The 24,529-nt window shown below is 69.7% G+C and carries 27 protein-coding genes; 11 read left to right on the top strand and 16 right to left on the bottom strand.

Annotated elements, in window-relative coordinates:
- Positions 1 to 43: 43 nt before the first annotated feature.
- The 7 genes from NLX83_RS19820 to NLX83_RS19790 all read right to left on the bottom strand — a co-directional run bounded on the left by NLX83_RS19820 (position 44) and on the right by NLX83_RS19790 (position 5,415).
- Positions 44 to 673, bottom strand: coding sequence for a response regulator (locus tag NLX83_RS19820; protein WP_254236567.1), 630 nt, complete (start codon positions 671 to 673; stop codon positions 44 to 46).
- The gene (locus tag NLX83_RS19815) at positions 670 to 1,845 is read right to left on the bottom strand and encodes a sensor histidine kinase (protein WP_254236566.1); all 1,176 of its coding nucleotides are present in this window, start codon (positions 1,843 to 1,845) and stop codon (positions 670 to 672) included. The genes NLX83_RS19820 and NLX83_RS19815 overlap by 4 nt, the downstream gene beginning before the upstream one ends.
- 151 nt (positions 1,846 to 1,996) lie before the next feature.
- Positions 1,997 to 2,479, bottom strand: a complete 483-nt coding sequence (locus tag NLX83_RS19810) for a hypothetical protein (RefSeq protein ID WP_254236565.1) — start codon at positions 2,477 to 2,479, stop codon at positions 1,997 to 1,999.
- On the bottom strand, positions 2,476 to 3,531 hold the full coding sequence (locus tag NLX83_RS19805; RefSeq protein WP_254236564.1) for a molybdopterin-dependent oxidoreductase: 1,056 nt from the start codon (positions 3,529 to 3,531) through the stop codon (positions 2,476 to 2,478). The genes NLX83_RS19810 and NLX83_RS19805 overlap by 4 nt, the downstream gene beginning before the upstream one ends.
- The gene (locus NLX83_RS19800; protein WP_254236563.1) at positions 3,528 to 4,130 is read right to left on the bottom strand and encodes a class I SAM-dependent methyltransferase; all 603 of its coding nucleotides are present in this window, start codon (positions 4,128 to 4,130) and stop codon (positions 3,528 to 3,530) included. The genes NLX83_RS19805 and NLX83_RS19800 overlap by 4 nt, the downstream gene beginning before the upstream one ends.
- Entirely contained in the window at positions 4,127 to 4,774 is a 648-nt protein-coding gene (locus tag NLX83_RS19795; protein WP_254236562.1) for a TIGR04282 family arsenosugar biosynthesis glycosyltransferase, read from the bottom strand. The genes NLX83_RS19800 and NLX83_RS19795 overlap by 4 nt, the downstream gene beginning before the upstream one ends.
- Positions 4,771 to 5,415, bottom strand: a complete 645-nt coding sequence (locus tag NLX83_RS19790) for a glycosyltransferase family 2 protein (protein WP_374118788.1) — start codon at positions 5,413 to 5,415, stop codon at positions 4,771 to 4,773. The genes NLX83_RS19795 and NLX83_RS19790 overlap by 4 nt, the downstream gene beginning before the upstream one ends.
- A 151-nt stretch (positions 5,416 to 5,566) precedes the next feature.
- Between NLX83_RS19790 and NLX83_RS19785 the strand changes: the two genes are divergently transcribed.
- A complete protein-coding gene (locus NLX83_RS19785) occupies positions 5,567 to 6,841 on the top strand; it encodes a hypothetical protein (protein ID WP_254236560.1) in 1,275 nt (424 codons plus the stop codon).
- A gap of 3 nt (positions 6,842 to 6,844) precedes the next feature.
- Positions 6,845 to 7,870, top strand: coding sequence for a sensor histidine kinase (locus NLX83_RS19780; RefSeq protein WP_254236559.1), 1,026 nt, complete (start codon positions 6,845 to 6,847; stop codon positions 7,868 to 7,870).
- A gap of 109 nt (positions 7,871 to 7,979) precedes the next feature.
- Here the strand turns inward: NLX83_RS19780 and NLX83_RS19775 are convergent, their stop codons facing one another.
- The 4 genes from NLX83_RS19775 to NLX83_RS19760 form a co-directional block, all read right to left on the bottom strand.
- Positions 7,980 to 9,029 (bottom strand): NAD-dependent epimerase/dehydratase family protein, encoded by a 1,050-nt coding sequence (locus tag NLX83_RS19775; RefSeq protein ID WP_254236558.1) that lies wholly within the window; start codon positions 9,027 to 9,029, stop codon positions 7,980 to 7,982.
- A gap of 70 nt (positions 9,030 to 9,099) precedes the next feature.
- Complete coding sequence (locus NLX83_RS19770) at positions 9,100 to 9,339, bottom strand: glutaredoxin domain-containing protein (RefSeq protein WP_254236557.1); 240 nt, start codon at positions 9,337 to 9,339, stop codon at positions 9,100 to 9,102.
- Positions 9,336 to 9,980 (bottom strand): anti-sigma factor family protein, encoded by a 645-nt coding sequence (locus tag NLX83_RS19765; RefSeq protein ID WP_254236556.1) that lies wholly within the window; start codon positions 9,978 to 9,980, stop codon positions 9,336 to 9,338. The genes NLX83_RS19770 and NLX83_RS19765 overlap by 4 nt, the downstream gene beginning before the upstream one ends.
- A complete protein-coding gene (locus tag NLX83_RS19760; RefSeq protein WP_254236555.1) occupies positions 9,977 to 10,546 on the bottom strand; it encodes a sigma-70 family RNA polymerase sigma factor in 570 nt (189 codons plus the stop codon). The genes NLX83_RS19765 and NLX83_RS19760 overlap by 4 nt, the downstream gene beginning before the upstream one ends.
- 115 nt (positions 10,547 to 10,661) lie before the next feature.
- Here NLX83_RS19760 and NLX83_RS19755 point away from each other — a divergent pair, with 115 nt between their 5' ends.
- The gene (locus NLX83_RS19755; RefSeq protein ID WP_254236554.1) at positions 10,662 to 11,714 is read left to right on the top strand and encodes an LCP family protein; all 1,053 of its coding nucleotides are present in this window, start codon (positions 10,662 to 10,664) and stop codon (positions 11,712 to 11,714) included.
- Positions 11,715 to 11,767: 53 nt separating this feature from the next.
- Here the strand turns inward: NLX83_RS19755 and NLX83_RS19750 are convergent, their stop codons facing one another.
- From NLX83_RS19750 to NLX83_RS19740, 3 genes are all read right to left on the bottom strand, one after another.
- On the bottom strand, positions 11,768 to 12,037 hold the full coding sequence (locus NLX83_RS19750) for a GlsB/YeaQ/YmgE family stress response membrane protein (RefSeq protein WP_254236553.1): 270 nt from the start codon (positions 12,035 to 12,037) through the stop codon (positions 11,768 to 11,770).
- Positions 12,038 to 12,123: 86 nt separating this feature from the next.
- Positions 12,124 to 12,714, bottom strand: coding sequence for a TetR/AcrR family transcriptional regulator (locus tag NLX83_RS19745; RefSeq protein WP_254236552.1), 591 nt, complete (start codon positions 12,712 to 12,714; stop codon positions 12,124 to 12,126).
- Between the two features lie 44 nt (positions 12,715 to 12,758).
- Positions 12,759 to 13,121 carry a VOC family protein gene (locus tag NLX83_RS19740; protein ID WP_254236551.1) on the bottom strand — a complete coding sequence of 121 codons (363 nt, stop codon included), beginning with the start codon at positions 13,119 to 13,121 and terminating at the stop codon, positions 12,759 to 12,761.
- A gap of 69 nt (positions 13,122 to 13,190) precedes the next feature.
- On the opposite strand from NLX83_RS19740, the gene NLX83_RS19735 reads away from it, so the two are divergent.
- Positions 13,191 to 13,613: a cation:proton antiporter domain-containing protein gene (locus NLX83_RS19735; RefSeq protein WP_254236550.1), complete on the top strand. Its 423-nt coding sequence runs from the start codon at positions 13,191 to 13,193 to the stop codon at positions 13,611 to 13,613.
- Positions 13,559 to 14,356, top strand: a complete 798-nt coding sequence (locus NLX83_RS19730; RefSeq protein WP_254236549.1) for a cation:proton antiporter domain-containing protein — start codon at positions 13,559 to 13,561, stop codon at positions 14,354 to 14,356. Before NLX83_RS19735 ends, NLX83_RS19730 begins: the two co-directional genes overlap by 55 nt.
- A gap of 201 nt (positions 14,357 to 14,557) precedes the next feature.
- On the opposite strand, the gene NLX83_RS19725 is transcribed toward NLX83_RS19730, so the two are convergent.
- Entirely contained in the window at positions 14,558 to 15,691 is a 1,134-nt protein-coding gene (locus NLX83_RS19725; protein WP_254236548.1) for an NAD(P)/FAD-dependent oxidoreductase, read from the bottom strand.
- A complete protein-coding gene (locus NLX83_RS19720; RefSeq protein ID WP_254236547.1) occupies positions 15,688 to 16,011 on the bottom strand; it encodes a bifunctional 3-phenylpropionate/cinnamic acid dioxygenase ferredoxin subunit in 324 nt (107 codons plus the stop codon). The genes NLX83_RS19725 and NLX83_RS19720 overlap by 4 nt, the downstream gene beginning before the upstream one ends.
- Before the next feature lie 123 nt (positions 16,012 to 16,134).
- Between NLX83_RS19720 and NLX83_RS19715 the strand changes: the two genes are divergently transcribed.
- The 6 genes from NLX83_RS19715 to NLX83_RS19690 all read left to right on the top strand — a co-directional run bounded on the left by NLX83_RS19715 (position 16,135) and on the right by NLX83_RS19690 (position 24,520).
- Positions 16,135 to 16,917, top strand: coding sequence for an IclR family transcriptional regulator (locus NLX83_RS19715; protein WP_254236546.1), 783 nt, complete (start codon positions 16,135 to 16,137; stop codon positions 16,915 to 16,917).
- A gap of 198 nt (positions 16,918 to 17,115) precedes the next feature.
- Complete coding sequence (locus tag NLX83_RS19710) at positions 17,116 to 18,201, top strand: S-(hydroxymethyl)mycothiol dehydrogenase (RefSeq protein WP_254236545.1); 1,086 nt, start codon at positions 17,116 to 17,118, stop codon at positions 18,199 to 18,201.
- A complete protein-coding gene (locus tag NLX83_RS19705) occupies positions 18,201 to 20,600 on the top strand; it encodes a GcvT family protein (RefSeq protein ID WP_254236544.1) in 2,400 nt (799 codons plus the stop codon). Before NLX83_RS19710 ends, NLX83_RS19705 begins: the two co-directional genes overlap by 1 nt.
- Before the next feature lie 15 nt (positions 20,601 to 20,615).
- Complete coding sequence (solA, locus tag NLX83_RS19700; RefSeq protein ID WP_254236543.1) at positions 20,616 to 21,746, top strand: N-methyl-L-tryptophan oxidase; 1,131 nt, start codon at positions 20,616 to 20,618, stop codon at positions 21,744 to 21,746.
- A complete protein-coding gene (locus tag NLX83_RS19695; protein ID WP_254236542.1) occupies positions 21,743 to 22,855 on the top strand; it encodes an aromatic ring-hydroxylating oxygenase subunit alpha in 1,113 nt (370 codons plus the stop codon). The genes solA and NLX83_RS19695 overlap by 4 nt, the downstream gene beginning before the upstream one ends.
- A gap of 204 nt (positions 22,856 to 23,059) precedes the next feature.
- Positions 23,060 to 24,520: an aldehyde dehydrogenase family protein gene (locus NLX83_RS19690; protein ID WP_254236541.1), complete on the top strand. Its 1,461-nt coding sequence runs from the start codon at positions 23,060 to 23,062 to the stop codon at positions 24,518 to 24,520.
- Positions 24,521 to 24,529 lie beyond the last annotated feature (9 nt).

The raw sequence follows: 24,529 nt of genomic DNA, 5'->3' as shown, positions 1-24,529 counted from the left end.
CTAGGGGCGAAAGCCGCTGCCACCAAGGGTTTCCGGCCCCAGTTCACCCAGGCGAAACAAGAACGCCCTTCGCCAGCGCGGTCACCACGGCCGCCGTCCGGTCCCGCACCCCGAGCTTTTCGAAGGTGCGCAACAGGTGCGTCTTCACCGTGGCCTCGCCGATGCCCAGCACCCCGGCGATCTCCGGATTGGACATTCCCCTGGCCACCAGGCCGAGCACTTCGACCTCGCGCGCGGTCAGCGACGGCAGCTTCGGTTCGCGCACCCGCGTGACCAGCCGCGCGGCGATGGGCGGCGCCAGCACGGTGGCCCCGCGCGCCGCCGCGACGACGGCCTCGGCGAGCTGTGCGCGCGGAGTGTCCTTGAGGAGGTAGCCCGCCGCGCCCGCCTCGATCGCGCGCAGGATGTCGCTGTCGCTGTCGTAGGTGGTCAGCACGAGCACCCTCGCCGAGCCCGCTTCGGTGATCTGCGCGGTCGCCGCGACACCGTCGGTCTCCGGCATGCGCAGGTCCATGAGCACCACGTGCGGCCGCAGCTCCGCGGCGAGGCGCACCGCCTCCGCACCGTCGGAGCACTCGCCGACCACCTCGATGACCGGGTCGATCGAGAGCATGTCGCGCAGCCCCGCGCGGACCACGGGGTGATCATCGGCCAGTATCACGCGAACGTTCATGCAACACCCCCGATCGGCAGGTCCACCAGCAACGACGCTCCGCCACCGGAGGGCGCGGCCAGCTGCATCGTGCCACCGACCTGCGTCACCCGCGCGCGCATCCCGGCGAGGCCGAACCCGTCCTGCGTGGTGCCGTCGAAGCCCTTGCCGTTGTCGCACACCTCCAGCGTCACGCGGTCCTCCTCGTAGCTCAGCTCCACGCTCACGGAGCTGGCGCCGGAGTGCTTGCGCACGTTGGCGAGGGCTTCCTGGGTGCCGCGCAGCAGCACGACCTCGTGGTTGGTGGGCAGCGGCCGTTGCTCGCCGGAGAGCAGCATGGTCGCGGTGATGCCCAGCTCGCGGCCGACCTGCGCGACGAGCCGTTCCACCGCCTCGGCGAGCGGGGCCGCTTCGAGGTGGGTCGGGGTCAGCAGCGCCACCAGCGACCGCGCCTCGGCCAGGTTCCCGCGGGCGATCTCCTCCAGCTGGGCCCGCCTGCGCTGGGCGGCGTCGCGGTCGTCGTCGATCTCCGGTTCGAGGGCCTGGAGCATCATCACCATGCTGGTGAAGCCCTGCGCCAGGGTGTCGTGGATCTCCCGGGCCAGCCGTTCCCGCTCGGCGAGCACCCCGGCGTCGTGGCTGACCTCGGCCAGCTCCGCCCGGGTCGCCTCCAGTTCGGCGAGGGTGGCGGCGCGCCCGGCGCTCTGCCGGATGATCCTGGTGATCCACAGGCCCAGCCCCAGCCCGAGCAGCAGGCACACCGCCGTGATCCCGGCGACCAGCAGCACGGAAGCCGGACTGAACCCCTCCCGGATGACCATGATCGCGCCCACCGCGCAGACCGTGGTGACGGTGGTCGCCGCGGCCCAGCGGGTCGGCAGCATCATCCACACGTGCGGGTAGAGCACGAACAGCACCAGCACCCCGGCCGGGGTGAACCAGAGGATCGCGAGCGTGAGCGGAACGGCCCCGGCGAGGTAGACGTAGCCGAGCCTGCCGGGTTCGACGCCGATCATCTCCGCGCCGGTCACCGCGTACCAGACGCCGAGGGCGATCAGCAGGAAGATCGCCATGATCTGGTTCGCGGGCTGGGACAGCGGGAACGCCGCGGTGACGGTCAGCAGGCCGAGGGCGGCGAAGCCCAGGTGCCAGCCGCCCGCCGAGTTCTGCCACGCGTCGTCTGGGGAACTCACCACAAGACCGTGACAGAGCCGCCAGGGGCTGTCCATCGACCTGGTCGCGTACCCCAGGGGTCCACCGGCCGGTGGACGCGGGTGGTCCGCAACCGGGTGGTGCCCGGCGAGCGCGGGAATTCCTAGCTTTACCGCCATGAATGAGAAGACGTCAGGAAAGGCCCTGCTGGTTTTGACCATCCTGTTCGGCATGACGATCGGGGTGCTCGGAATGCTCGACTCCGCTGCCACATCGATCGCCGCCATCGTCGGAGCCGTGGTGCTGGGCGGGCTCTGGACGATTCGCGGAATTCTTTCGTCCTAGCCCGACTCGTCCCAGTCCCGCCGCGGCGACCACCAGCCAGACGACGCCGAGCGCCACGAGCAGTCCCGTGCCGTTCGCCAGCGGTGCCGCGATCAGCGCGAGGATTCCGCTGGTCGCGAGCCCGCCCGCGATCAGGCGTGCCCAGTGGGGTGGGCACGCCTGGGCCAGCAGCAGGCCGATCCCGCCGACCAGGGGCGCCACCAGGACGTCGTGCACGATCGGCCCGCCGAGCAGCCAGGTGACGAAGGACCAGCTGACCAGGGGAAGGGCGAGCGAGGCTCCCCACAGTCCACATGCGACACCGATGGCGCCGATCACCCAGCGCGTCATGACATCACCTTCAACTGCGAGACCCACTTGGTCTGGAGCACGCCAGGTCGGCTCGGCGCGATCAGTCGGCACGGGTAACCGTGGTCGATGTCCAGCTCTTGACCGTTGAGCCGCAGCGCCAGCAACGTCAGCGGGTCCGCCGCGTGGTTGGGCGGCAACACGCTCGCCCGGTAGCGGCCCGCGCGCTCCAATGACTCAACGACCACTGTGGACATTGGTTCCGCGCCGACCGATCTCAGCAGGTCAGCGACGCATACTCCGGACCAGTGGGCGGAGGCGCTCCAGCCTTCGACGCACGCGATCGGCAGCTCCGCCTCGACCTGGGGCATGGCCTGGAGCTGCGCGAGTGTGAACCGCTTCGTGTGCTTTCCGATCACCTCCAAGGTCCACTGTGGATCGACGCGGGTCACTCCGGCGTCGAGGGCCGTTCGGTTGACCGGGACGCCTTTGCCCGGGCGCCACGCGAGCACTGAGACGTCCCGCAGCCACGGCACGGTGACACCCGCGGTCGCGAGCACGGCCGCCCCCGTCATCACGCCGGTGCCTCGTAGGAAGGCGCGGCGCGACAGGTTGGGTTCGGGGGTCTTCAAGACCCTCTTGACCACCGGCAGCTTCACCGCGACGTGCACCAGCAATGCGCCGACCGCGATCCAAGCCACCGCGTAGTGGGCGTCAGGGAAGAAGAACGACCACGCGTAGTTCTGCGAGACGTTGAACAGACCGGTGAACAGCTCGAAGAACGCGGCGCAGACAAGTACGAGAATCGATCCGCGCTCCAGGATGTGCGCGCGGCCGAACAGCTTGGGGTAGACGCTCCACAGCTTCGCGAGCAGCAGGGGGATCGCCGCGATACCGGAGATCACGTGGACGCCCTGGGTGATCCGGTACAGGTTGACCGGGCGAGTGGGCCAGGTGAACCAGCTCGGCGGGTACTGGATGCCGTGGCTGAGCAGGCCGGTGACGAAGCACAGTCCAAACGCGACACCGAGCCACAGCCCGAGCTTCGCTGCCACGCGCTCGTCGTGTACGGGGGAGCGGAAGCGCAGTTTCATGGCTTTTCCAGTTCTGCGAACCAACGGCCGGAATGTTCGGTGATCCTTTGTGTGATGAGGCCCGCGACGGCCGCGACCGTGCCGATCGACTCCGCGCCCACCCAGGCCCAGTCGAACCACGGACCTTCCGCCATGCGGGCCCGCTCGCGACGCACGCCACCGCCCGGAGGATCCACCTCGACAACCGCGCGCCCGTCCACCGAGAGCAGTTCGCCGACGCGGCTCAGCAGGGCGACAGGATCACCGCCGATGCCGACGTTGCCGTCCGCCAGCAACGCGTTCCGCCATCGGCCTTCGGCTGGGAGGGGGTCGAATACGTTGCGGCGCAATGCCAATCCGCCGCGCCTGGTGGTCAGTCGCACCGCGACGGCTGAGATGTCGATGCCCAGAGCCGGAACTCCGCGAGCGGCGAGCGCCACCGTCAGCCTGCCTGGGCCGCACCCGATGTCCAGGCTCGGACCGCGACACCCCGCGAGCATCACTTCGTCGGCCGCGTCCGCTCCGGCGATCCAGCGGTCCGGATGCAGCTCCCTGCGCTCTCCGCCCGCGGTGTGCAACCAGCTCGGTGAGCCGAGCAGTGCTTCGTCGAAAACCGTCATCGCACTGCCTCCACGGCTCGGGCGAAGCGGCCGTTGGGGGTTGCCTTGGCGACTACTCGTGCGTCGGTCATGGTGTCCACATCGGACAGTTGGGGGAGTGCGAACACCTCAAGCCCTCTGTCCTGTAAAGCCTTCACGGTGAGATCGCCGGTGTTGTCCTTGGACATGGGCACCGCGCGCAGTGCTCCTGCGGCGTTCGGGTCGTTCAGGCCGAGCGCCCACCAGCCGCCGTCGTGCGCGCGACCGATCGCCGCGTCTCGCACCGGGAAGCATGAGGCCAGCAACGACGGCGTGATCTGCGGTGTGTCCATGCCGATCTGCACGACCGGTTGCCCTGGACAGCGCCGCGCGACCTCCGCGTGAGCCTCGGCGAGCCTGTCCGCGAAGGTGTCGCCACGCTGCTCGAAGACTTCGCACTTCTCCAAGAGCGCGGAGATCTCCTTGCTGCGGCGGGCTTTTCGCAGGTCGCCGGTGAAGGCTACGTACGGCACTGTTCGCGGAGTACGGAGTACTGTGTCCAAAGTGTCCAATAGCGCCGCGGCGGCGATCTCGGCTGCTTGCTGAGGAGTCGCGGGCGGGCACAACCGTGTCTTCGCCAAACCCGGCACAGGTGCTTTCGCCACAACGAGAAGCGCGCCCCTCATCGAAGCACCCCCGCCATGTCGTGCACGGCGCGAAGAGTGCCCTTCACTGAGCCGGAGACCTTGGAGCGAGTTCCCGCCGTGCGCGGCCGATATGCGACATCGAACTCCTCAACGCGCCAGCTCGCCGCGCCGGCCCGCAACAGCAACTCCAACGGGTAGCCGAAGCGGCGGTCACGGATGTCCAACGCCAGCAACGCATCCCGATGGGTGACACGGATCGGGCCGATGTCCTTCACGTGCAAACCCTTGCGGCGCAAGAGCATCGCCAGCACCGCGTTGCCCACGCGGGCGTGCCACGGCCAAGCACCGCGCTCGGCGGGAACCCGGCGCCCCATCGCGAGGTCGGCCCGGCCGCTGGCCACGGCGTACACGAGCTTGGGCAGTTCCCCGGGGTCGAGCGAACCGTCCGCGTCCAACACGCACACGAGCGGCGACCGGCTGGCGAGCACGCCCGCGTGCACGGCGGCTCCGTAGCCGGGGCTGGGCTCGTGCACGACCGTCGCGCCGTGCGCCCGAGCGACTTCGGGGGAGCCGTCGCTCGAACCGTTGTCCACCACAATCGCGCGGTAGCCGAAGGGCAGCGCCGCGAGCACGCCCGGCAGCGCCGCCGCTTCGTCCAGGCACGGGAACACCACGTCGATCTCATTCACGAAACGCAAGCTATGGCGGCCGTGAAAGCATCGGAACCCTTGTGGTGCTTAACAAATCATGACGTCGCGCCGGGTATTACGGAAGTCTGACGGACTCGTGCGAGGGGGTGTCTTCCGTCGCCGTTGGCCTTAGTCTGCGGCCATGACGACGCGTCGCGCCGACCTCGTCGCCGGGACCGTCGCGGCCGTTCTGCTCGCCGCCGCGGTCGCGGTCGGCTCCTACCTGAACTCGATCGGCGCCCCGATTTTCGCCCGCGCAGCACCGGTTTTCGGCGAGTGGGCGCCGCACATCGGACCCGGAACGCCCTTCGCGGTGCTGCTCGCGATCGCGGTGTGCGCGTGGGGTCCCGGCCTCGCCGCCCGGCTGCCGTGGCGGCGTGCCCTGCTGTCCGGCTACGGCGCCGCTCTGGCGTGGACCTTCGCGCTGGCCATGATCGACGGGTGGCAGTCGGGCTTCGCGGACAAGCTCGCCAGTCGCGACGAGTACCTGCACGAGGTTCCCGGCATCACCGACATCCCTGCGATGCTGCGCGGATTCGCGGCCAGAATCCTTGACTACCAACCGGATTCGTGGACTACTCACGTTTCCGGTCACCCGCCCGGTGCGACCCTGGTCTTCGTGTGGCTCGACCGCATCGGACTCGGCGGCGGGGCTTGGGCGGGCGTCGCGTGCGTGGTGGTCGGAGCCTCCGTGGTGATCGCGATCCCGGTGATGCTCCGCGCGCTCGGAGCCCCTTCGGCCGCCCGCGCGGTGCTGCCGTTCCTCGTGCTTTTCCCCGGCGCGGTGTGGGTCGGTGCGTCGGCCGACGGGCTGTTCGCCGGGGTGACCGCGTGCGGGATCGCGTTGGTGGCGCTCGGTCGCAGGATGACATGGCTCGCCGGGGGAGCAGTGCTCGGCTTCGGCATCTACCTGTCCTACGGCCTGGTGTTGCTGGGGCCCTTGGCTTTGGTGGTCGCGCTGATGAGCGGCCGGTGGCGCGCGGTCGGCTACGCGGTGCTCGGCGCGCTCGGTGTCGTGGCGGTGTTCACGCTGGCGGGGTTCTGGTGGCTGGACGGCTACCACCTGGTGATCGACCGGTACTACCAGGGAATCGGGCTCCACCGGCCGTATTGGTACTGGGTGTGGGCCAATCTCGCGTGCCTGCTCCTGGCGGCCGGGCCCGCCGTGGCCCCCGGACTGCGTAGGCTCGCACGAGACCGGCTGCTTCTACTGCTTGTCGGAGCCGCCGTGCTCGCGGTGCTGGCCGCCACCCTTTCGGGGCTCAGCAAGGCCGAAGTCGAGCGCATCTGGCTACCGTTCGCGGTCTGGCTGCTGCCCGCGGTGGCCCTGCTCCCGGAGCGGGACCGGCGCGGCTGGCTGGCCGCCCAAGCGGTGACCGCGCTCGCCGTGAACCATCTCCTGCTGACGAACTGGTGACCTGTGGACGAGATCCTGGCCCACCTCGCGCACATCGCGCCGTACGCGGTGGGGTTGTCGCTGCCGGTGTTCCTGCTCGGCGGGTGGCTGCTGCACGCGCTGCGCCACCGCTCGCTGACCACCTCGATGACCGTGCTCATCCTGATCCCGCTGGTCGCGACCTTCGCGGGGGCGGTGGGGATCAGCGGCTTCATGTTCACCCCGACCCTGACGATCACGCTGCTGGTGTGCCTGCTCGTCGCGGCGGTGACCGTGCCGATGGCGGTCCTGCTCGGCCGGGGCATCGCCAAGCGCACCGTGTGGGAACGCGAGGCCCGCGCCCGTGAACGCGCCGCCGAGGCGTCCCGGCGCGAGCTGGTCGCGTGGATCAGCCACGACCTGCGCACCCCGCTCGCCGGGATTCGGGCGATGGCCGAGGCGCTCTCCGACGGGGTCGTCGCCGCGCCCGTGGAGGTCCGCGACTACGGCTTCCGCATCGGCGCGGAATCGGTGCGGCTCAACGCGATGGTGGAGGACCTGTTCGAGCTGTCCAAGATCACCGCGGGGGCGTTGAAGCTGACCATGACGCCGGTCGCGCTCCGCGAGGTGATCGAGGAGGCGGTCAGCGCGTCGCACCCCGCCGCCTCACGCAAGGGCGTGCACCTGGTGACGGAGCCCGGCGCATCGCCTGTGGTCTCCGCCAGCACTCCGGAGCTGTCGCGGGTGCTGCGGAACCTGCTGGCCAACGCGATCCGCCACACACCGCCTTCGGGCTCGGTGGTGGTGCGCGCCGGGCAGACCGAGCGCGAGGCGTGGCTGTCCGTCGACGACGCCTGCGGCGGCATCCCCGAAGCCGAATTGTCCCGCGTCTTCGAAGTGGCTTTCCGCGGCACCCCCGCCCGCACTCCCGACCACGGCCACCAACCCGCCGGCGCGGGCTTGGGCCTGGCCATCGCGCGCGGCTTGGTGGAGGCGCACAAAGGCCGCATCAACGCCCGCAACCACGGCCCGGGCTGCCGCTTCGAACTCCGCATCCCCCTCCCCCACTAGCACTCCGACCTACCCAGAGATCTCCCGTTTCGTACTCTTAACGGGGTTTAGAGCGCTCTAATTTACGGCTATGAGTACGAAACGGGGGAAGCGCCGCTGGGTCAGGGGGTCAGGGGCGGAGCGGGGACGTGGCGAATGCGTGGACGCCCTGGGTGAACGGCATGTTCGGATGATAGCCGAGGATTCGAGTGGCTTTGGCGGGGTCGGCGACGATGTGCCGGACATCGCCGGGGCGGGCGCCGCCGATGACCACGGGGGTGGGGCCGTTGTGGGCTTGGGCCAGTTCGAAAGCCAAGTCGCCGACGGTGTGCGGATCGCCGGAGCACACGTTCACCGCTTCTAGCGCGCCGGACGGGGGAGCGGCTTCCAGGGCCAGGACGTTCGCCTGCGCCACATCGGTGACGTGGACGAAGTCCCGCAGTTGCGCGCCGTCCTCCATCAGTCGTGGGGCTTCGCCGCGCTCAAGGGCTGAGCGGAACATCGAAGCCACGCCGGCGTACGGGGTGTTCCGAGGCATTCGCGGACCGTAGACGTTGTGGTAACGCAACGCCCACACTCCACCTCCGGTTTGCCGAGCCCACGCCGACGCGAGGTGCTCCTGGGCCAGTTTCGTTGCGGCATAAGTACTCCGTGGGTCCAGGGGAGCATCCTCGGCGATCAGTTCGGAGTGCAGTGCGCCGCCGCAGACCGGGCACGGGGGCTCGAACTCGCCCGCCTCGATGTCCGAGAGAAGACGCGGGCCCGGACGCACCACGCCATGCGAGGGGCAGCGGTAGCGGCCCTCGCCGTACACCACCATCGACGATGCGAGAACGAGGCGCTTCACTCCGGCGCGATGCATCTCGGCGAGCAGGACCGCAGTGCCGAAATCGTTGTGCAGCGCGTAATCCGGGGCATCGGTCGGATCGACGCCATGGCCCACCATGGCCGCCTGATGACAGACCGCGTCCACTGTGGACAGGAGGCGGGCGAGCAGCGAGGTGTCGCGGATGTCGCCGCGCTCAAGGGAATACCCCTGGCACCACGGGGGAACAACGGCCGCGGTGTGGGCAGCTGGAAGGAACGCGTCCAGCAGGACGGGCTCATGTCCTTGGGCCACAAGGGCGTCGGCGATGTGGGAGCCGATGAAACCGGCCCCGCCGGTCACGAGTACACGCACACCGCCGACGCTAGGACCTCACGTGGCCCTTGTCGCCCCACCGGGGCCCGCCGTCACAGAACCGTCAGATTTACGGGTTCGCGGCGGCCAGCACCTGGGCGACGGACGGGTTGACCAAGGACTTGTCGCCGACGAACACGGTGGGCACGACCTCGTTGCCGTTCGCCACCGAGCGCACCCGCGCCGCCGCCTCCGGGTCCTCCCAGATGTTGACCTCCTGGACGGTCAGGTCGGTCTTGGCCAGGCCGGAACGCAGCGCCGAGCAGAAACCGCAGCCGGGCCGCCAGTAGAACTCCACGATCGCACTCATGGCTCCAGTATGACGAGGTCCCTGCCGTCGGAGGTGCGCACCACGTACCGCGCGATGTCGGCGGGCTTGAGCGCGACCATCCCGCTGGCCACCAACGGTTTCGGCTGGCTCGGCACGCCGTAGCCGTACGGCGGCACCATCCAGTCCATCATCGCGCGGGTCTCGCCGGACCTGGTGACCGCGTACAGCCCGCAGGTCAGCGGACCCGTGATCCCGCCGAGCTCCAGGCGGACGCCGGTGCCCCAGGGCACGCCGTCGACCTTGAGGTTCGCCCAGACCTCGCCCTTGCGCGCGCTCAACGCGCTGGTGGTCGTCCACGGTGACCACGGGTCCGAGGTCAGCGCGCTCCACGTGACCACGGGGCCGACCACGATCAGCACGACCGCGGCCGCCGCGGCGACCAGCCAGTTCCGCTTCCGCTTGCGCCGCTCGGTGGCGACCCGGTCCAGCAGCCCGGTCAGCACGTTGTCCCGCGACGGGGTGAGCTGGTCGAGCAGGTCCGGCAGGTCGGCGAAGGACTTCAGCTCGCGCTGGCACTCGGCGCAGTCCATCAGGTGCGCCTCGAACGCCTCGCACTCCTCGGGGGAGAGCGCGCAGAGGACGTAGGCGCCCAGGTCCGTGTGTTCCACCAGCGGCCTCATTGGGTGACTCCTCGATCGTCGAGGGCTCGACGGAGCGCGCGCAGGGCGTAGTAGACCCGCGACTTCACCGTCCCCGCCGGGATACCCAACAGCTCCGCCGCCTCGTTGACGCTGCGGCCCTGCAGGTGCGTGTGCACGAGCACGTCCCGGTGCTCCTGGCTGAGCGCGGTCATGGCCTCCTCGACCACCATCGCGGTCAGCGACGCGTCGGTCCGGTCCGGCACCTGGACCCGCTCCAGCGGAGCCGGATCGACCTCCTGCGGCCGGGCGCCACGGCTGCGCCGCGCGTCGATCACGATCCGCCGCGCGACCGTGTACAGCCACGCCCGCAACAGGTCAGGATCTCGTTCCAGCCGTTCCGCGTGCCGCCACGCCCGGACCAGGGTTTCCTGCACCACGTCCTCGGCCCAGTGCCGGTCGCCGCCGGTCAGCCGCAGGGCGTGACCGAGCAACGGCCCGCCGAAGCGCTGGTAGAGGGTGGTGACCAGCTCGGTGTCGGCGGCGGGCGGCACGGTGTGACGGCCGGACCGTGCCCGGCCTGCTCGGGTGAACCGGCTCAGCGCCATTCAGACATTCTTGACCGTTGTGCCCCGGAAGGTCTAACCCGGTCGTGCCGTTTTCGCGAACCGGTTGCACCGATCCGGATCTGCGTATCGTTGGCCGCGTGCGAATGGACGGAAGATGAACGCCCCGTACGGTCGCCCTGCCCACAACCAGGGCGGTCACTACTACGACGACGATCGGAGGCACGCCCCGGTGCAGCGCCCTCGTCGTCGCAAGGTACGGGTCGGCCGGATCGTGCTGGTCGTGCTGCTGGTGCTCGCGGTGGGTTTCGTGGGCACGTGGATCTACGTGGACACCTCGCTGAACCGGACGGACGCGTTGCCCGAGTACTCCGGGCGGCCCGCCGAGACACCGGGGACCACCTGGCTGATCGTCGGCTCCGACAGCCGTGAAGGGCTGTCCGAAGAGGACCGGGAGGAACTGGCCACCGGAGGTGCGGCGGGCAAGCGCACCGACACGATGATGTTGGTGCACCTGCCGTCCAGCAGCGCGAAGCCGACCCTGGTCAGCCTGCCCCGCGACTCCTACGTGCAGATCCCCGGCAAGCGCAGGCAGAAGCTCAACGCGGCGTTCGCCATGGGCGGGCCGCAGCTGCTCGTGCGCACCATCGAGGGGGAGACCGGGCTGCGCATCGACCGCTACGCCGAGATCGGCTTCGGCGGGTTCGTCGGCATCGTGGACTCCCTCGGTGGCGTGGACATGTGCATCGACAAGGCGATGAAGGACCCGAAGGCCGGTCTGGACCTCCAGCCGGGCTGCCAGGAGCTCGACGGCGCGCAGGCGCTGGGCTACGTCCGCACCAGGGCTTCCGCCCGCGCCGACCTCGACCGCGTCGAGCGGCAGCGCGCGTTCATGTCCGCGGTGATGGACAGGGCCACCGGCCTGGGCACGATCCTCAACCCGTTCCGGGTGTTCCCGCTGCTCAGCGACGTGCCAGCGGCGATGATCGTGAACAACGACGACCACCTGCACAACCTGGCCGGGCTGGCGTGGGGGCTGCGCGGGGCGGGCACCGGGGCCGTGGTGACCACGACCGTGCCGATCGGCCGCACCGGCAACGTCTCCGGCGTCGGCTCCACCGTCCAGTGGGACAAGACCAAGGCGGGCCAGCTCTTCGACGCGCTCAAGCGCGACGTGGACGTGCCGTCCTCGGTGATCGTCAACGGCTGACGAGCGAAAAGCGGGGCCCCGGGAGATCCGGGGCCCCGCTTGGCTGTTCTGGGTCAGGCGGGCTGGCGGTTCTTGGAGCCGGCGACGGCGATCACGCCGACCGCGGCGATGCAGACCTGGAGGGCCAGTTCGGCCAGGAACGGCAGGGTGAAGAAGATCCACCCGAAGACGGTCGCGATCGCGGTGCCGATCAGGGCGGCGACGATGCCGACGACGACGGTGGTCAGCGCCGAGACCTTCTGGTCGCCCGGAACGATCAGTCGGCCGAGCGCGCCGATGATCGCGCCGACCAGGATGGCGCTGAAGAACCCGGTGATGACCACGTGTGTGTCCTCTCCTCTCCGCCGCAACCGGCGGGGCTTGCTGATGACACAACTGTGCCCGCGCGCGTGCTCGCGCGGATCGGGTCTCAGCCCTGAACTTGCGACCCCGGCTCCCCTAGGGGCGCGATGCCGCCGCGCAGGGTCAACATGACCGCGCGCACGGCCTCGGCGCGCGCCAGCGTGCCCTCCAGTGCGGCCACCCACGCCGCGTTGACCAGCGCGTCCGTCACCTGGAGCAGCCACTCCACGGGCAGGTCGGAGCGCAGGACACCCTCCTCCTGGCCGCGCCGCAGCAGGTCGGCGAACGGGGCGAGCGCGGTGCTGTCGCTGCTGGCCAGCTTCGTGTCGCTGTCCAGCTCGTGCTCGTGCAGCAGGAAGTAGTAGCGCTCGCCCATCGCCACGAAGTCGTAGACGACCCGCTCGATCGCGCTCCACACCGATCCGCGCTCCACGTCCGCGCGGGCCAGCACCTCGCCGGTCTCCCGCACGACCTCGTAGGCCAGCCCGCGCACCAGGGCGGCGCGGTCGGGGAAGTAGCGGTGCAGCGTGGTCCGCCCCACCCCCGCCTCCCGCGCGACCGCCGACAGCGACGCCGCGCGGTCCTTGGCGAAGACCTGGGCCGCCGCGGCGAGGATGGCCCGGCGGGTGCGGGCGCGCACCCCAGTCTCCCCAGTCACGGCCAGCACCTTACCGACCCTGGCCAACTGTCCGAAGTGGACGCTCAGACGGGGAGGTAGGTGCCGAAGGACCAGAGGTTGCCCTCCAGGTCGCGGGCGGTGTACTCGCGGGAGCCGTGCTCGGTGTCGGCCAGCTCGCGCACCACCCGCGCCCCGGCCGCCACCGCCCTCGCGAAGTGCGCGTCCGGGTTGGCCACGGAGAGGTAGAGCCAGCCCGCGCCCGTGCCCCGCTCGGACGTGCCGATCATGATGATGTTGTCGGTCCAGCCCAGCTCCGCGCGCCGCACCACGCCGTCCGCGTCGGCGTAGACGGCGCGCTCGGCCAGACCGAACGTGCTGACCAGCCAGGGGATCGCGGCGGCCGCGTCGCGGTAGCGCAGGCTGGGGAACACAGACTGGGTCGTCATGCCCTGCTGTCTACCTGCCACCACCGACACTCGCGAGCGGAATGCCTTCGGTGCGGTTACCGTCCGGCCGTGGCGGAACTCATGGTGATCATCGGGCTGATGCTGGCGACGGTGCTGCTCGTCGGCGTCGGTGAGCGTGTCCGGCTGCCGTACCCGGTTCTCGTGACACTCCTGGGCATCGCCGTGGCCCTGGTGCCCGGCCTGCCGGTGCTCGTCGTCCCGCCGGAGCTGATCCTGCCGTTGTTCCTGCCGCCGCTGCTCTACGCCACGGCGCAGCGGACCTCGTGGTCGATGTTCAAGGTCCGCTGGCGCAGCATCCTGTTGCTAGCGCTGGTCCTCGTGCTGATCACCGTGGCGGCGGTCGCGGTCACCGCGTGGCTCCTGGTGCCCGGCATCACGATCGCGGCGGCGGTGGCGCTCGGCGCGCTGAGTCCGATGTGGATGGTCGGCTCAGCGGTGGCGCGTTCTGGGAGGTCGTCGAGCTTCTCGTGACGGGCGTGGCGTTCGGGCTGATCGGCTTGGAGCTGCGCGAAGTCCTCGCCGCCAACGAGGGGCAGCTGATGGAGATCGCGGGCCGCGCGGCTTTGGTCTGTGTAGTGGTGATCGTGGTGCGGACGGTGTGGCTCGGGATGGGCGCGTGGCTCATCGGGCGGTCCGGCGATCCCGAGCGCGCTCCGCGGAACTGGCGCGAAGGGCTCGTGCTGTCGTGGTGCGGGATGCGCGGGCTTGCGACGCTCGCGCTGGCGTTGGCGATCCCGCCGGAGTTCCCCGCCCGCGCGGAGCTGCTGCTGATCGCGTTCGCGGTGATCGTCGTGACGATGGTGCTGCCCGGGCTCACGTTGCCTGTGCTGGTCAAAGCCCTTGGTGTGCAAGCCGAATCCGATGTCGAGCAGGCCGCCGACGAGGCGTTGGCGAAGCGCGCGTACAAGGCCGGACTGCGGCGGCTGAAGGAGCTCGACGCGGTCCGCGATCTGCCCGAGGACATGGTCGCCAAGATCCAGTCCAGGCAGAAGGGGCTGCTCGCGGCGCTGTACGCGGACAAGGAACCGCAGAACTACGAGGAGGAGCAGGCGCTGCGCATCCGCACCGTGCAGCTCTTCCGCGAGATCCAGACCGAGGTCCTGGCCGCCGCCCGCCGCGAGATCCTCGGCGCCCGCACCGAACCCGGAGCCGACCCCCAGGCCGTAGACCGCGTGCTCCGCCGACTCGACCTCCGCAGCGCCCAACTCCACTGAGGCTCAACTCCACTGACGCCCAACCGACGCCTTCCGCGCGCGCCGAATTCCCGTTTCGTACTCAAAGCGGGAAAAAGAGCGCTCCCATTGGCTGTTATGAGTACGAAACGGGATTGGTTTAGACCACCTCAGCCGTCGTGGAGGGGGTGAGGTGGAGGGGCATGGGGATGAGTTTATGGGATGGGGGAAGGGGATGGCGAGCTAGAGGGGGAGGGCGCGGCGGCGGCGGTTGAAGGACTTGGTGTTGTTGAACGCGAGCACGCCGACCTCGACGGCCTCGCGGCGCCACACGGCCACGAACGCGCGGTCCTCGACACTGCCCTCGACGACCTCGACCTTGTCGGAGGGCAGCACGCGACCGGCGAACTGGATGCGCACGCCGTACTGGTCGGACCAGAAGTACGGCACGTCCGCGCACGACTCCACGAGCGCCCCGGCGAGCAGGTTCCGCACGGCGACGCGAGGTTGCCGCGTGGCGTTGGTCCAGTGCTCGACGCGGTGCCCGCCGACGTTCGCCACATCGCCGACCGCGACCACATCGGGCAGATCGGTGCGACAACCGGGATCGCAGACGACACCGTTGACCAGGCTGAGGCCCGATCCGTCCAGCCACTCGGTCGTCGGCACCACGCCGACTCCGATGACGACCACGTCCGCCTCGATGGAGCTCCCGTCTCTCAGCAGCACCTCGCGGACCCGATGATCACCGCTGAGCCCGGCGACGCCGGTGCCGCACAGCAGCCGCACGCCGTGGTCGGTGTGCAGCGCGGCACACGCCGACGCCATCTCGTCTCCCAAGCCCGCCAACGGTTTTGGAGCAGCTTCGACGACGGTGACCTGGAGGCCGCGGGTCGCGCACGCCGAAGCGACCTCCGCGCCGATGAAGCCCGCTCCGACGACCACGACACGCTCCGCGCGCTCCAGGTCGGCGCGCAGGGTCAACGCGTCCTCGATCGTCCGGAGGGTGTGCACGCCGTTGAGGTTTCCTTGCCCCGCGAGGATTCTCGGCCGCGCGCCGGTCGCGATCACCACCCCGTCGGTGCGCACGGTGCCGTTGTCGAGCAGCACCTCACCCGCGCCGGTGTCGAGCCCGTTCGCGTGCACGCCGAGCATCCACTCCGCCTCCAGCGCGGCCCGCTCGGCGGCGTCGGTGAGCGCGAGGTCGGCCTCCTCGGCCCGGCCGAGCAGGAAGTCCTTGGACAGCGGCGGCCGGTCGTAGGGCTGGTGCGGTTCCTCGCCCACGATCACCAGACGGCCGTCGAAACCCTGGGCGCGCAGCTCGCGGGCGGCGGAGAGCCCGGCGAGGGACGCGCCGACCACGGTGATCGTCTTCAAGCCACGTCCTGGGCCGCTTGGTGCAACCAGATGACACCGTCGACAACACTCACTTGGTGGGTTCGCACCGGCTTCTTCGCCGGTAGACAGGTGGGCAGCCCGGTGCGCAGGTCGAAGGAGGCGGCGTGCAGGGGGCACTCCACGAAGCAGCCGTCCAGCCAGCCCTCCGACAGCGACGCGTCCTGGTGCGAACAGGTGTCGTCGACCGCGTAGATCACCCCGTCCGCGTTGAACACCGCGACGGGCACGGCGGTGTTCGACTCGGAGATCCGGATCGACTCACCGGGTGGCAGCTCGGACAGATCGCAGACGCGCAACATCGGCACTCCTTGTTGCGGATGATGAGATTTGAAGTGCTGTGCGCAACAGAGTGCGGCCGGAGCCACCGAGGCGTCAAGAGACCCGTCTGGAGCAGTGCGCTCACCCATGGCTACGGTGGGCGCATGGTCAACGGATCGGGGACGGGCCGCAGTGGCGCGAACTCTGTGCAGTCCGTGGACCGGGCGGTCAGCGTCCTGGAGATCCTGGCCAAGCACGGCGAGGCCGGGGTGACCGAGGTGGCCACCGAACTGGGCGTGCACAAGTCGACCGCGTTCCGCCTGCTGGGCGTGCTGGAACACCGCGGGCTGGTTGAGCAGGCCGGGGACCGCGGCAAGTACCGGCTCGGGGTCGGAATCGTTCGACTGGCCGGCGCGACCGCCGCGCGGTTGGACCTGTCGCAGGAGACCCGGCCGGTGTGCGAACAGCTCGCCGCGCAGCTCGGCGAGACCGTCAACGTCGCCATCGCCGACCACGACGCCGCCGTCAACGTCGCGCAGGTCCGCGGGTCCGCTGCGGTGACCAGCCACAACTGGGTCGGCAGGCGCACCCCGCTGCACGCGACGTCCAGCGGCAAGATACTGCTGGCCTTCCTGCCGCCGGAGCGGCTGCGCGTCGCGCTCTCCCGCCCGCTGGCCAGGTTCACCGACAACACCGTGACCTCGACGAAGTCGCTGCGCGAGCAGCTGGTGCAGATCCGTGCGAGCGGCTGCGCCTTCTCGATCGAGGAACTGGAGATCGGCCTGAACGCGGCCGCGGCGCCCGTTCGCTCCTACGACGGAACCGTGGTCGGCGCGATCAGCGTGTCCGGGCCGTCCTACCGGTTGACCGAACAGCGGTTGGACGAGATCACCGGGCAGGTCGTCGAGGCGGGCGTCGAGGCATCCCGCCGAATGGGCTTCAACTGACGCTGCTCCAAGCGCATTAAGGCGGTCGAGCGGGGCTTGACACTGCCCTTGGCGCGCCCTCATGGTGTCTCCAATTCCACAACACCGTGCGCCATGCGCAACAACCCTTCCTTTAGTCCAATCGCGCGCGCGTGCGCGCGATGCCCGCTTCGCACGTGCTTCAAACCGGAAAATCCCGCACGGAACGGAGAGAGCCCAGTGCCGCAGGAGGTTCGCGCCGTCGTGGCGCGCAAGCGCAACGCGCCGGTCGAGGTCGAGACGGTCGTCGTTCCCGATCCGGGTCCCGGCGAGGCGGTGGTGCGGGTGCTGGCCTGCGGGGTCTGCCACACCGACCTGCACTACCGGGAGGGCGGGATCAACGACGAGTTCCCGTTCCTGCTCGGGCACGAGGCGGCCGGGCTGGTGGAGTCGGTCGGCCCCGACGTCACCGACCTGGAGCCGGGTGACTACGTGGTGATCGCCTGGCGCGCGCCGTGCGGCGGCTGCCGGTCCTGCCGCCGCGGCAGGCCCTGGTACTGCTTCGACAGCCGCAACGCGGCGCAGCCGATGACGCTGACCGACGGCACCCCGCTGAGCCCGGCCCTGGGCATCGGCGCGTTCGCCGAGAAGACGCTCGTCCACAGTGGACAGTGCGTCAAGGTGGACCCGGCCGCGCGGCCGGAGGCGGCCGGGCTGATCGGCTGCGGGGTGATGGCCGGGTTCGGCGCCGCGGTCAACACCGGCGCGGTGGGCAGGGGCGACGCGGTCGCGGTGATCGGCTGCGGTGGCGTCGGCAATGCCGCCATCGCCGGGGCCGCGGTGGCCGGGGCGCGGCTGATCGCCGCGGTGGACATCGACGAGGCGAAGCTCGACGCCGCACTGGGTTTCGGGGCGACGCACACGATCAACTCGCGCGAGGCCGACCCGGTCGAGGCCGTCCGCGAGCTGACCGGTGGGCACGGCGCGGACGTGGTGATCGAGGCGGTCGGCATCGCCGAGACCTACCGGCAGGCGTTCTACATGCGCGACCACGCGGGCACGGTCGTCCAGGTCGGCGTCCCGACACCGGAGCTGAAGATCGAGCTGCCGCTGATCGACCTGTTCTCCCGCGGCGGCGCGCTCAAGTCCAGCTGGTACGGGGACTGCCTGCCCAGCAGGGACTTCCCGGTGCTGATCGACCTCTACCTGGCCGGGAAGCTCGACCTCGACGGGTTCGTCACCGAGACGATCCCGCTGGAGGAGGTGGAGCAGGCGTTCGAGCGGATGCACTCCGGCGGCGTCCTGCGTTCGGTGGTGGTTTTCTGATGCCCGCCAAGGTGATCGTCATCGGCGCCGGGATCGTCGGGTGCTCGCTCGCCGACGAGCTGACCGAGCGCGGGTGGACCGACGTGACCGTGCTGGACCAGGGGCCGCTGTTCGCGACGGGCGGCTCCAGCTCGCACGCGCCCGGCCTGGTGTTCCAGACCAACCCGTCCAAGACCATGACGACCTTCGCCGCCTACACCGTGCGGAAGTTCTGCGGGCTGGATGGCGCCTTCAACCAGGTCGGCGGCCTGGAGATCGCCACGACGCCGGAGCGCTTGGCCGAACTGGAAAGGCGGCACGGGTTCGCCAGCGCATGGGGTGTGCGTGGCGAACTGCTCACGCCGCAGGAGTGCTTGAAGCTGTGGCCCTTGCTGGACAAGGACTCGGTGCTCGGCGGCTTCCACACACCGGACGACGGGTTGGCGAAGGCCGTGCGGGCGGGAGAAGCCCAAGCACTGCGGGCCATCGCGCGAGGAGCGGTGTTCCACGGCAACCAGCCGGTCGTCGAGATCCTCCAGGAGAACGGTCGGGTCGTCGGCGTGCGCACGGAGCACGACACGTTCACCGCGGACATCGTGGTGTCGGCGGCGGGTTTCTGGGGCCAGCGCATCGGCGCGATGGTCGGGATGACCGTGCCGCTGATTCCTCTTGCTCACCAATACGTTCGCACGACTCGACTGTCCGAACTGGACGATTCGCGGGAGGCGGGCAGGCCGATCCTGCGGCACCAGGACCGCGACCTGTACTTCCGCGAGCACCACGACCGCCTTGGCATCGGCTCGTACGCGCACCGCCCCATGCCGGTCGACCTCGACGAGCTGAGCGACGACGGCCCGATGCCCTCGATGCTGGAGTTCACCGAGGCCGACTTCGCTGGGCCCTGGCAGGACTGCCGGAGCCTGCTGCCCGCGCTCGGCGACGCGAAGGTGGAGGAGGGGTTCAACGGGATCTTCTCGTTCACCCCGGACGGATTCCCGCTGCTCGGCGAGGCCCGCGAGGTCAAGGGCTTCTGGCTGGCCGAGGCCGTGTGGGTCACGCACTCCGCCGGGGTGGCGAAGGCGGTGGCGGAGTGGATCGTCGACGGAGTGTCCACAGTGGACCTTCACGAGTGCGACGTGCACCGCTTCGAGGAGGTCCAGCTCGCGCCGGACTACATCGCCGAGCGCGGGTGCCAGAACTTCGTCGAGGTCTACGACATCCTGCACCCGTTGCAGCCCATGTACTCCCCGAGGCCTTTGCGGGTGAGCCCGTTCTACCAGCGGCAGCGCGAACTGGGCGCGGTCTTCCTGGAAGCGTCGGGGTGGGAGCGCCCGCACTGGTTCGGTTCGAACGCGCACCTCGCCGAGGCGGTGGACGTGCCCGAGCGGGACGCGTGGTCGGCGCGGTACTGGTCGCCGATCGCCGCCGCGGAGGCGAAGCACACCAGGGAGAAGGTCGCCCTGTACGACATGACTTCCTTGAAGCGCCTCGAAGTCGCGGGTCCGGGCGCGTTGGACTTCCTCCAGCGGATGGCCACCAACAACCTCGCGAAGAAGCCGGGCGCGGTCACCTACACATTGCTGCTGGACCACACCGGCGGAGTGCGCAGCGACCTCACCGTGGCACGGCTCGCCAAGGACCGGTTCCAGGTGGGCGCCAACGGAAACCTGGACCTCGACTGGCTGACCCGGCACCTGCCTCCGGACGGCTCGGTGCAGATCCGGGACATCACGGCCGGGACGTGCTGCATCGGCGTGTGGGGCCCGCTGGCCCGGGACCTCGTCCAGCCGCTGACCACGTCCGACTTCTCGCACAAGGGATTCGGCTACTTCAAGGCGAAGCACGCGTACCTCGCGAACGTCCCGGTGACCGCGATGCGACTGTCCTATGTGGGCGAACTGGGCTGGGAGCTCTACACAACGGCGGACCTCGGGCAGCGCCTGTGGGACGTGCTGTGGGAAGCCGGTCAGGAACACGGCGTGATCGCGGCCGGACGCAGTGCCTTCAACAGCTTGCGGCTCGAAAAGGGTTATCGTGCCTGGGGAACGGACATGACGCCGGAGCACGATCCGTACGAGGCCGGGCTCGGCTTCGCGGTGCGGATGGACGTCGGCGACTTCCTGGGCAAGGAGGCGCTGCTCGACGAACCGAAGCAGCGGTTGACGTGCCTGACCCTGGACGACCGCAAACACGTGGTCCTGGGCAAGGAACCCGTGTACAGCCACGGGAATGTCGTGGGCTACGTGACCAGCGCCGCCTACGGCTACACCATCGACCAGCCGATCGCGTACGCGTGGCTGCCCGCTTCGCTCGCCGAACCCGGCACGCGGGTGGAGATCGGTTACTTCGGCAGCCGGTACCCGGCGACCGTCACGGCTGAACCGTTGTTCGACCCGGAGATGTCCCGCATCCGTCGCTGACTCGTCGGAGGAATGATGTACGACGTCATCGTCGCCGGGCTGGGCGGCATGGGCAGCGCCGCCGCGCACCACCTGGCGAACAGGGGAGCGCGGGTGCTCGGCCTGGAGAAGTTCGGCCCCGCGCACAGCAACGGTTCCAGCCACGGCGGCTCGCGGATCATCCGGCAGTCCTACTTCGAGGACCCGGCCTACGTGCCGCTGCTGCTGCGCGCGTACGAGCTGTGGGAGAAGCTCGAACGCGACACCGGCCGCGACGTCCTGTCGATGACCGGTGGCGTGATGGTGGGCCCACCGTCGAGCAAAACCGTTGCGGGAAGCCTGCTTTCGGCGCAGGAATGGGATCTCCCGCACGAGATGCTGGACGCGGCGGAGCTTCGCAAGCGGTTCCCGACGTTGAACCCGCTGCCGGGCGAAGTCGCTTTGTACGAGCGGAGAGCGGGCTTCGTCCGTCCTGAGGAGACGGTCAGGGCGCACCTCCAGCTCGCCGCCGCGCAGGCCGACATCCGCTTCGAAGAGCCGATGCTGCGCTTCGAGTCCACTTCGGACGGTGTTCGAGTGATCACCGCGAAGGGGTCGTACGAGGCGGGGGAGCTGGTGATCTGCCCCGGGGCGTGGGCGCCGGAGCTGCTGGCCGACCTCGGCGTGCCGTTCGCCATCGAACGCCAGATCCAGTACTGGTTCGAGCCCGCGGGCGGCGTCGAGCAGTTCGACTTCGGCCACCACCCCATCTACATCTGGGAAGACGCCGCCGGAGTGCAGGTCTACGGCTTCCCGGCGCACGACGGGCCGTCCGGTGGTGCGAAGGTGGCGTTCTTCCGCAAGGGCGTTCTGTGCACGCCGGAGACGATCGACCGCACGGTGCACCAGGAGGAGATCGACGCGATGGCCGGGCACATGGCCGCGTGCATCCCCAACCTGCCCGGCCGGTTTCTCCGCGCTGCCACGTGCATGTACACCACCACGCCCGACGAGCACTTCGTGATCGCCCGCCACCCCGGGCACGAGCGGGTCACCGTCGCCTGCGGGTTCTCCGGGCACGGCTTCAAGTTCGTGCCCGTCGTCGGCGAGATCCTGGCCGACCTCGCCCTGACCGGCCGCACCGAGCACCCGATCGCGCTGTTCGACCCTCGCAGGAGTTTCACGTGACCTCTTCGCTGATCCCCACCCTGCCCGGCCGCGACTACACCGACCCCGAGACCTTCCGCCGCGAGCAGGAGCGCATCTTCGAGCGGATGTGGTTCTGCGCGATCAGGGTCGACGAACTGGCCAAGCCCGGCGCTTTCCGGACTGTCCAAATAGGACGAGAGAGCGTGATCATCACCCGCAACCGCTCCGGCGGACTGCGCGCGTTCCTCAACATCTGCCGCCACCGCGGCGCGAAGCTCTGCGTCCAGGAGACCGGCGAGGTGCGGCGCAACTTCCAATGTCCGTACCACGCGTGGACCTACGACCTGGACGGCAAGCTGATCGCGGCGCCGAACCTGACGAAGATGCCCGACATCGACCGCACGGCCTACGGCCTGGTCGGCGCGCACCTGCGGGAATGGCTCGGCTACGTGTGGGTGTGCCTGGCCGAGGAACCGCCGTCGTTCGAGGACACCGTGCTGCGCGAGGTCGTCGACCGGCTCGGCGACGAGGAATCCCTTGACCGCTACCAGGTCGCCGACCTGACCTTGGGGAAGCGGATCACCTACGACGTCAGGGCGAACTGGAAGCTGATCGTCGAGAACTTCATGGAGTGCTACCACTGCGCGACGATCCACCCCGAACTGACCGAGGTGCTGCCGGAGTTCGCAGACGGCTACGCCGCGCAGTACTACGTCGGCCACGGCGCTGAGTTCGCCGAGGAGGCCAAGGGGTTCACCGTCGACGGGAGCGAGGGTTTCGGGCGGCTTCCCGGGATCGCCGACGAACAGGACCGCCGGTACTACGCGATCACCATCAAGCCGCAGGTGTTCGTGAACATGGTGCCCGACCACATCATCGTCCACCGGATGTTCCCGCTCGCGACCGACCGCACGGTGGTGGAGTGCGACTGGCTGTACTCGCCGGAGGTCGTGCGTTCGGGTCGCGACGTCTCGCGCTCGGTCGAACTGTTCCACCGGGTGAACCAGCAGGACTTCGACGCGTGCGAGCGGTGCCAGCCCGCGATGGACTCGCGTGCCTACCGCTCCGGCGGCGTGCTGGTGCCGAGCGAGCACCACATCGGGGAGTTCCACAAGTGGGTGGTCGAACGGACGGCTGACAACCGATAGTCGTCACGTTCGCCGGTCTTCAAGTACCCCTCACCCCCGCCGCGCTTATGTACCCAATGTGACATTTGTTTCGTCAGACGTAACCAAAACCACATTGGGTACGTAACCCCGGCGGTTGAGGGGCGGGGCGGGAGGCTTCGTTCGGCCGGGGCGGGGGGTCGATCGGTGGGTTAGGGTCGGATCACTCGGAAGAAGGGACCTCCGATGCCTGAGCTGTACATCGGCGGCAGGTGGGAGTCGGCCCGCGCCGGTGGGCGGCGCGAGATCCGGTGCCCGGCCGACCACGCCGTCGTGTCCACTGTGGACGAAGCGACGCGCGCGGACACCGAGGCCGCGATCGCCGCGGCCAGAACGGCTTTCGACACCGGGCCCTGGCCGCGGACGCCCGCGTCCGAGCGCGCCGCGCTGCTGCTGAAGGTCGCGGACCTGCTCCAGCGCGACAAGGCGGAGCTCGCCCGCGCGGAATCGCTGGACACCGGCAAACGCCTGGTGGAGAGCGAGTACGACATCGACGACGTCACCGCCTGCTTCCGCTACTTCGCGACGCGGGTCGGGGCGGAGTCGGGGCGCGTGGTCGACGCGGGCAACCCCGATGTGCTGAGCCGGGTCGTGCACGAGCCCATCGGGGTGTGCGGGCTCATCACGCCGTGGAACTACCCGCTGTTGCAGACCTCGTGGAAGGTCGCGCCCGCGCTCGCGGCGGGCTGCACGTTCGTGCTCAAGCCCAGTGAGCTGACGCCCTCGACCGCGATCCTGCTGATGCGCCTGCTGGAGGAGGCGGGGCTGCCACCCGGGGTGGCGAACCTGGTGCTGGGAGCGGGACCCGAGGCGGGCGCGCCGCTGTCCGAGCATCCCGACGTCGACCTAGTGTCGTTCACCGGCGGCCTGGCGACCGGACAGCGGATCATGGCCGCCGCTGCGGCGACGGTGAAGAAGGTCGCGCTGGAGCTGGGCGGGAAGAACCCCAACATCGTCTTCGCCGACGCGGACTTCGAGACGGCCGTCGACTACGCGCTGACCGCGATCTTCCTGCACTCCGGCCAGGTCTGCTCCGCGGGCGCGCGGCTGATCGTCCAGGACGAGCTGCACGACCGCTTCGTGGACGAACTGGTCCGCCGGGCCTCGACGATCCGGCTCGGCGGTCCGTTCGACGAGAAGGCCGAGACGGGTCCGCTGATCTCTGAGGCGCACCGCGCCAAGGTCGAAGCCTATGTGGCCAACGGCATCGCGGAGGGCGCCGTGCTGCGCTGCGGCGGAGTCGTGCCGGAAGGGCCGGGTTTCTATTACCCGCCAACGATTCTGGACGAATGCCGATCCGGCATGTCGGCGCTGCGGGATGAGTCCTTCGGTCCGGTGCTGACCGTCGAGCGGTTCACCGACGAGGACGACGCGGTGCGGATCGGCAACGACACTGACTACGGCCTCGCCGGGGCGGTGTGGACCAGCGACGCGGGCCGGGCCCAACGGGTCGCGGCGCGGCTGCGGCACGGGACCGTGTGGATCAACGACTACCACCCCTATGTGCCACAGGCGGAATGGGGCGGTTTCAAGCGTTCCGGTGTCGGCAGGGAACTGGGCCCCAGCGGGCTCGACGAGTACCGGGAGACCAAGCACATCTGGCAGAACCTCCGCCCGGAACCGCAGAACTGGTTCGCCGGGAACTGACCCTGACCG

Source organism: Allokutzneria sp. A3M-2-11 16, assembly GCF_024213555.1.
Classification (GTDB): Bacteria; Actinomycetota; Actinomycetes; order Mycobacteriales; family Pseudonocardiaceae; genus Allokutzneria.
The sequence above is the reverse complement of the archived record's forward strand: the minus strand, read 5'-3'. Positions and strand labels throughout refer to the sequence as shown.

Excerpts from the sequence above, each read along its gene's own strand:
- NLX83_RS19800 (WP_254236563.1), bottom strand. The coding sequence starts at position 4,130 with ATGACGGTTTTCGACGAAGCACTGCTCGGCTCACCGAGCTGGTTGCAC.
- NLX83_RS19690 (WP_254236541.1), top strand. The coding sequence starts at position 23,060 with ATGCCTGAGCTGTACATCGGCGGCAGGTGGGAGTCGGCCCGCGCCGGT.
- solA (WP_254236543.1), top strand. The coding sequence starts at position 20,616 with ATGTACGACGTCATCGTCGCCGGGCTGGGCGGCATGGGCAGCGCCGCC.
- NLX83_RS19805 (WP_254236564.1), bottom strand. The coding sequence starts at position 3,531 with ATGAAACTGCGCTTCCGCTCCCCCGTACACGACGAGCGCGTGGCAGCG.
- NLX83_RS19770 (WP_254236557.1), bottom strand. The coding sequence starts at position 9,339 with ATGAGTGCGATCGTGGAGTTCTACTGGCGGCCCGGCTGCGGTTTCTGC.
- NLX83_RS19705 (WP_254236544.1), top strand. The coding sequence starts at position 18,201 with ATGCCCGCCAAGGTGATCGTCATCGGCGCCGGGATCGTCGGGTGCTCG.
- NLX83_RS19720 (WP_254236547.1), bottom strand. The coding sequence starts at position 16,011 with ATGTTGCGCGTCTGCGATCTGTCCGAGCTGCCACCCGGTGAGTCGATC.
- NLX83_RS19820 (WP_254236567.1), bottom strand. The coding sequence starts at position 673 with ATGAACGTTCGCGTGATACTGGCCGATGATCACCCCGTGGTCCGCGCG.
- NLX83_RS19760 (WP_254236555.1), bottom strand. The coding sequence starts at position 10,546 with ATGGCGCTGAGCCGGTTCACCCGAGCAGGCCGGGCACGGTCCGGCCGT.
- NLX83_RS19715 (WP_254236546.1), top strand. The coding sequence starts at position 16,135 with ATGGTCAACGGATCGGGGACGGGCCGCAGTGGCGCGAACTCTGTGCAG.
- NLX83_RS19765 (WP_254236556.1), bottom strand. The coding sequence starts at position 9,980 with ATGAGGCCGCTGGTGGAACACACGGACCTGGGCGCCTACGTCCTCTGC.
- NLX83_RS19810 (WP_254236565.1), bottom strand. The coding sequence starts at position 2,479 with ATGACGCGCTGGGTGATCGGCGCCATCGGTGTCGCATGTGGACTGTGG.
- NLX83_RS19795 (WP_254236562.1), bottom strand. The coding sequence starts at position 4,774 with ATGAGGGGCGCGCTTCTCGTTGTGGCGAAAGCACCTGTGCCGGGTTTG.
- NLX83_RS19785 (WP_254236560.1), top strand. The coding sequence starts at position 5,567 with ATGACGACGCGTCGCGCCGACCTCGTCGCCGGGACCGTCGCGGCCGTT.
- NLX83_RS19740 (WP_254236551.1), bottom strand. The coding sequence starts at position 13,121 with ATGACGACCCAGTCTGTGTTCCCCAGCCTGCGCTACCGCGACGCGGCC.
- NLX83_RS19755 (WP_254236554.1), top strand. The coding sequence starts at position 10,662 with ATGAACGCCCCGTACGGTCGCCCTGCCCACAACCAGGGCGGTCACTAC.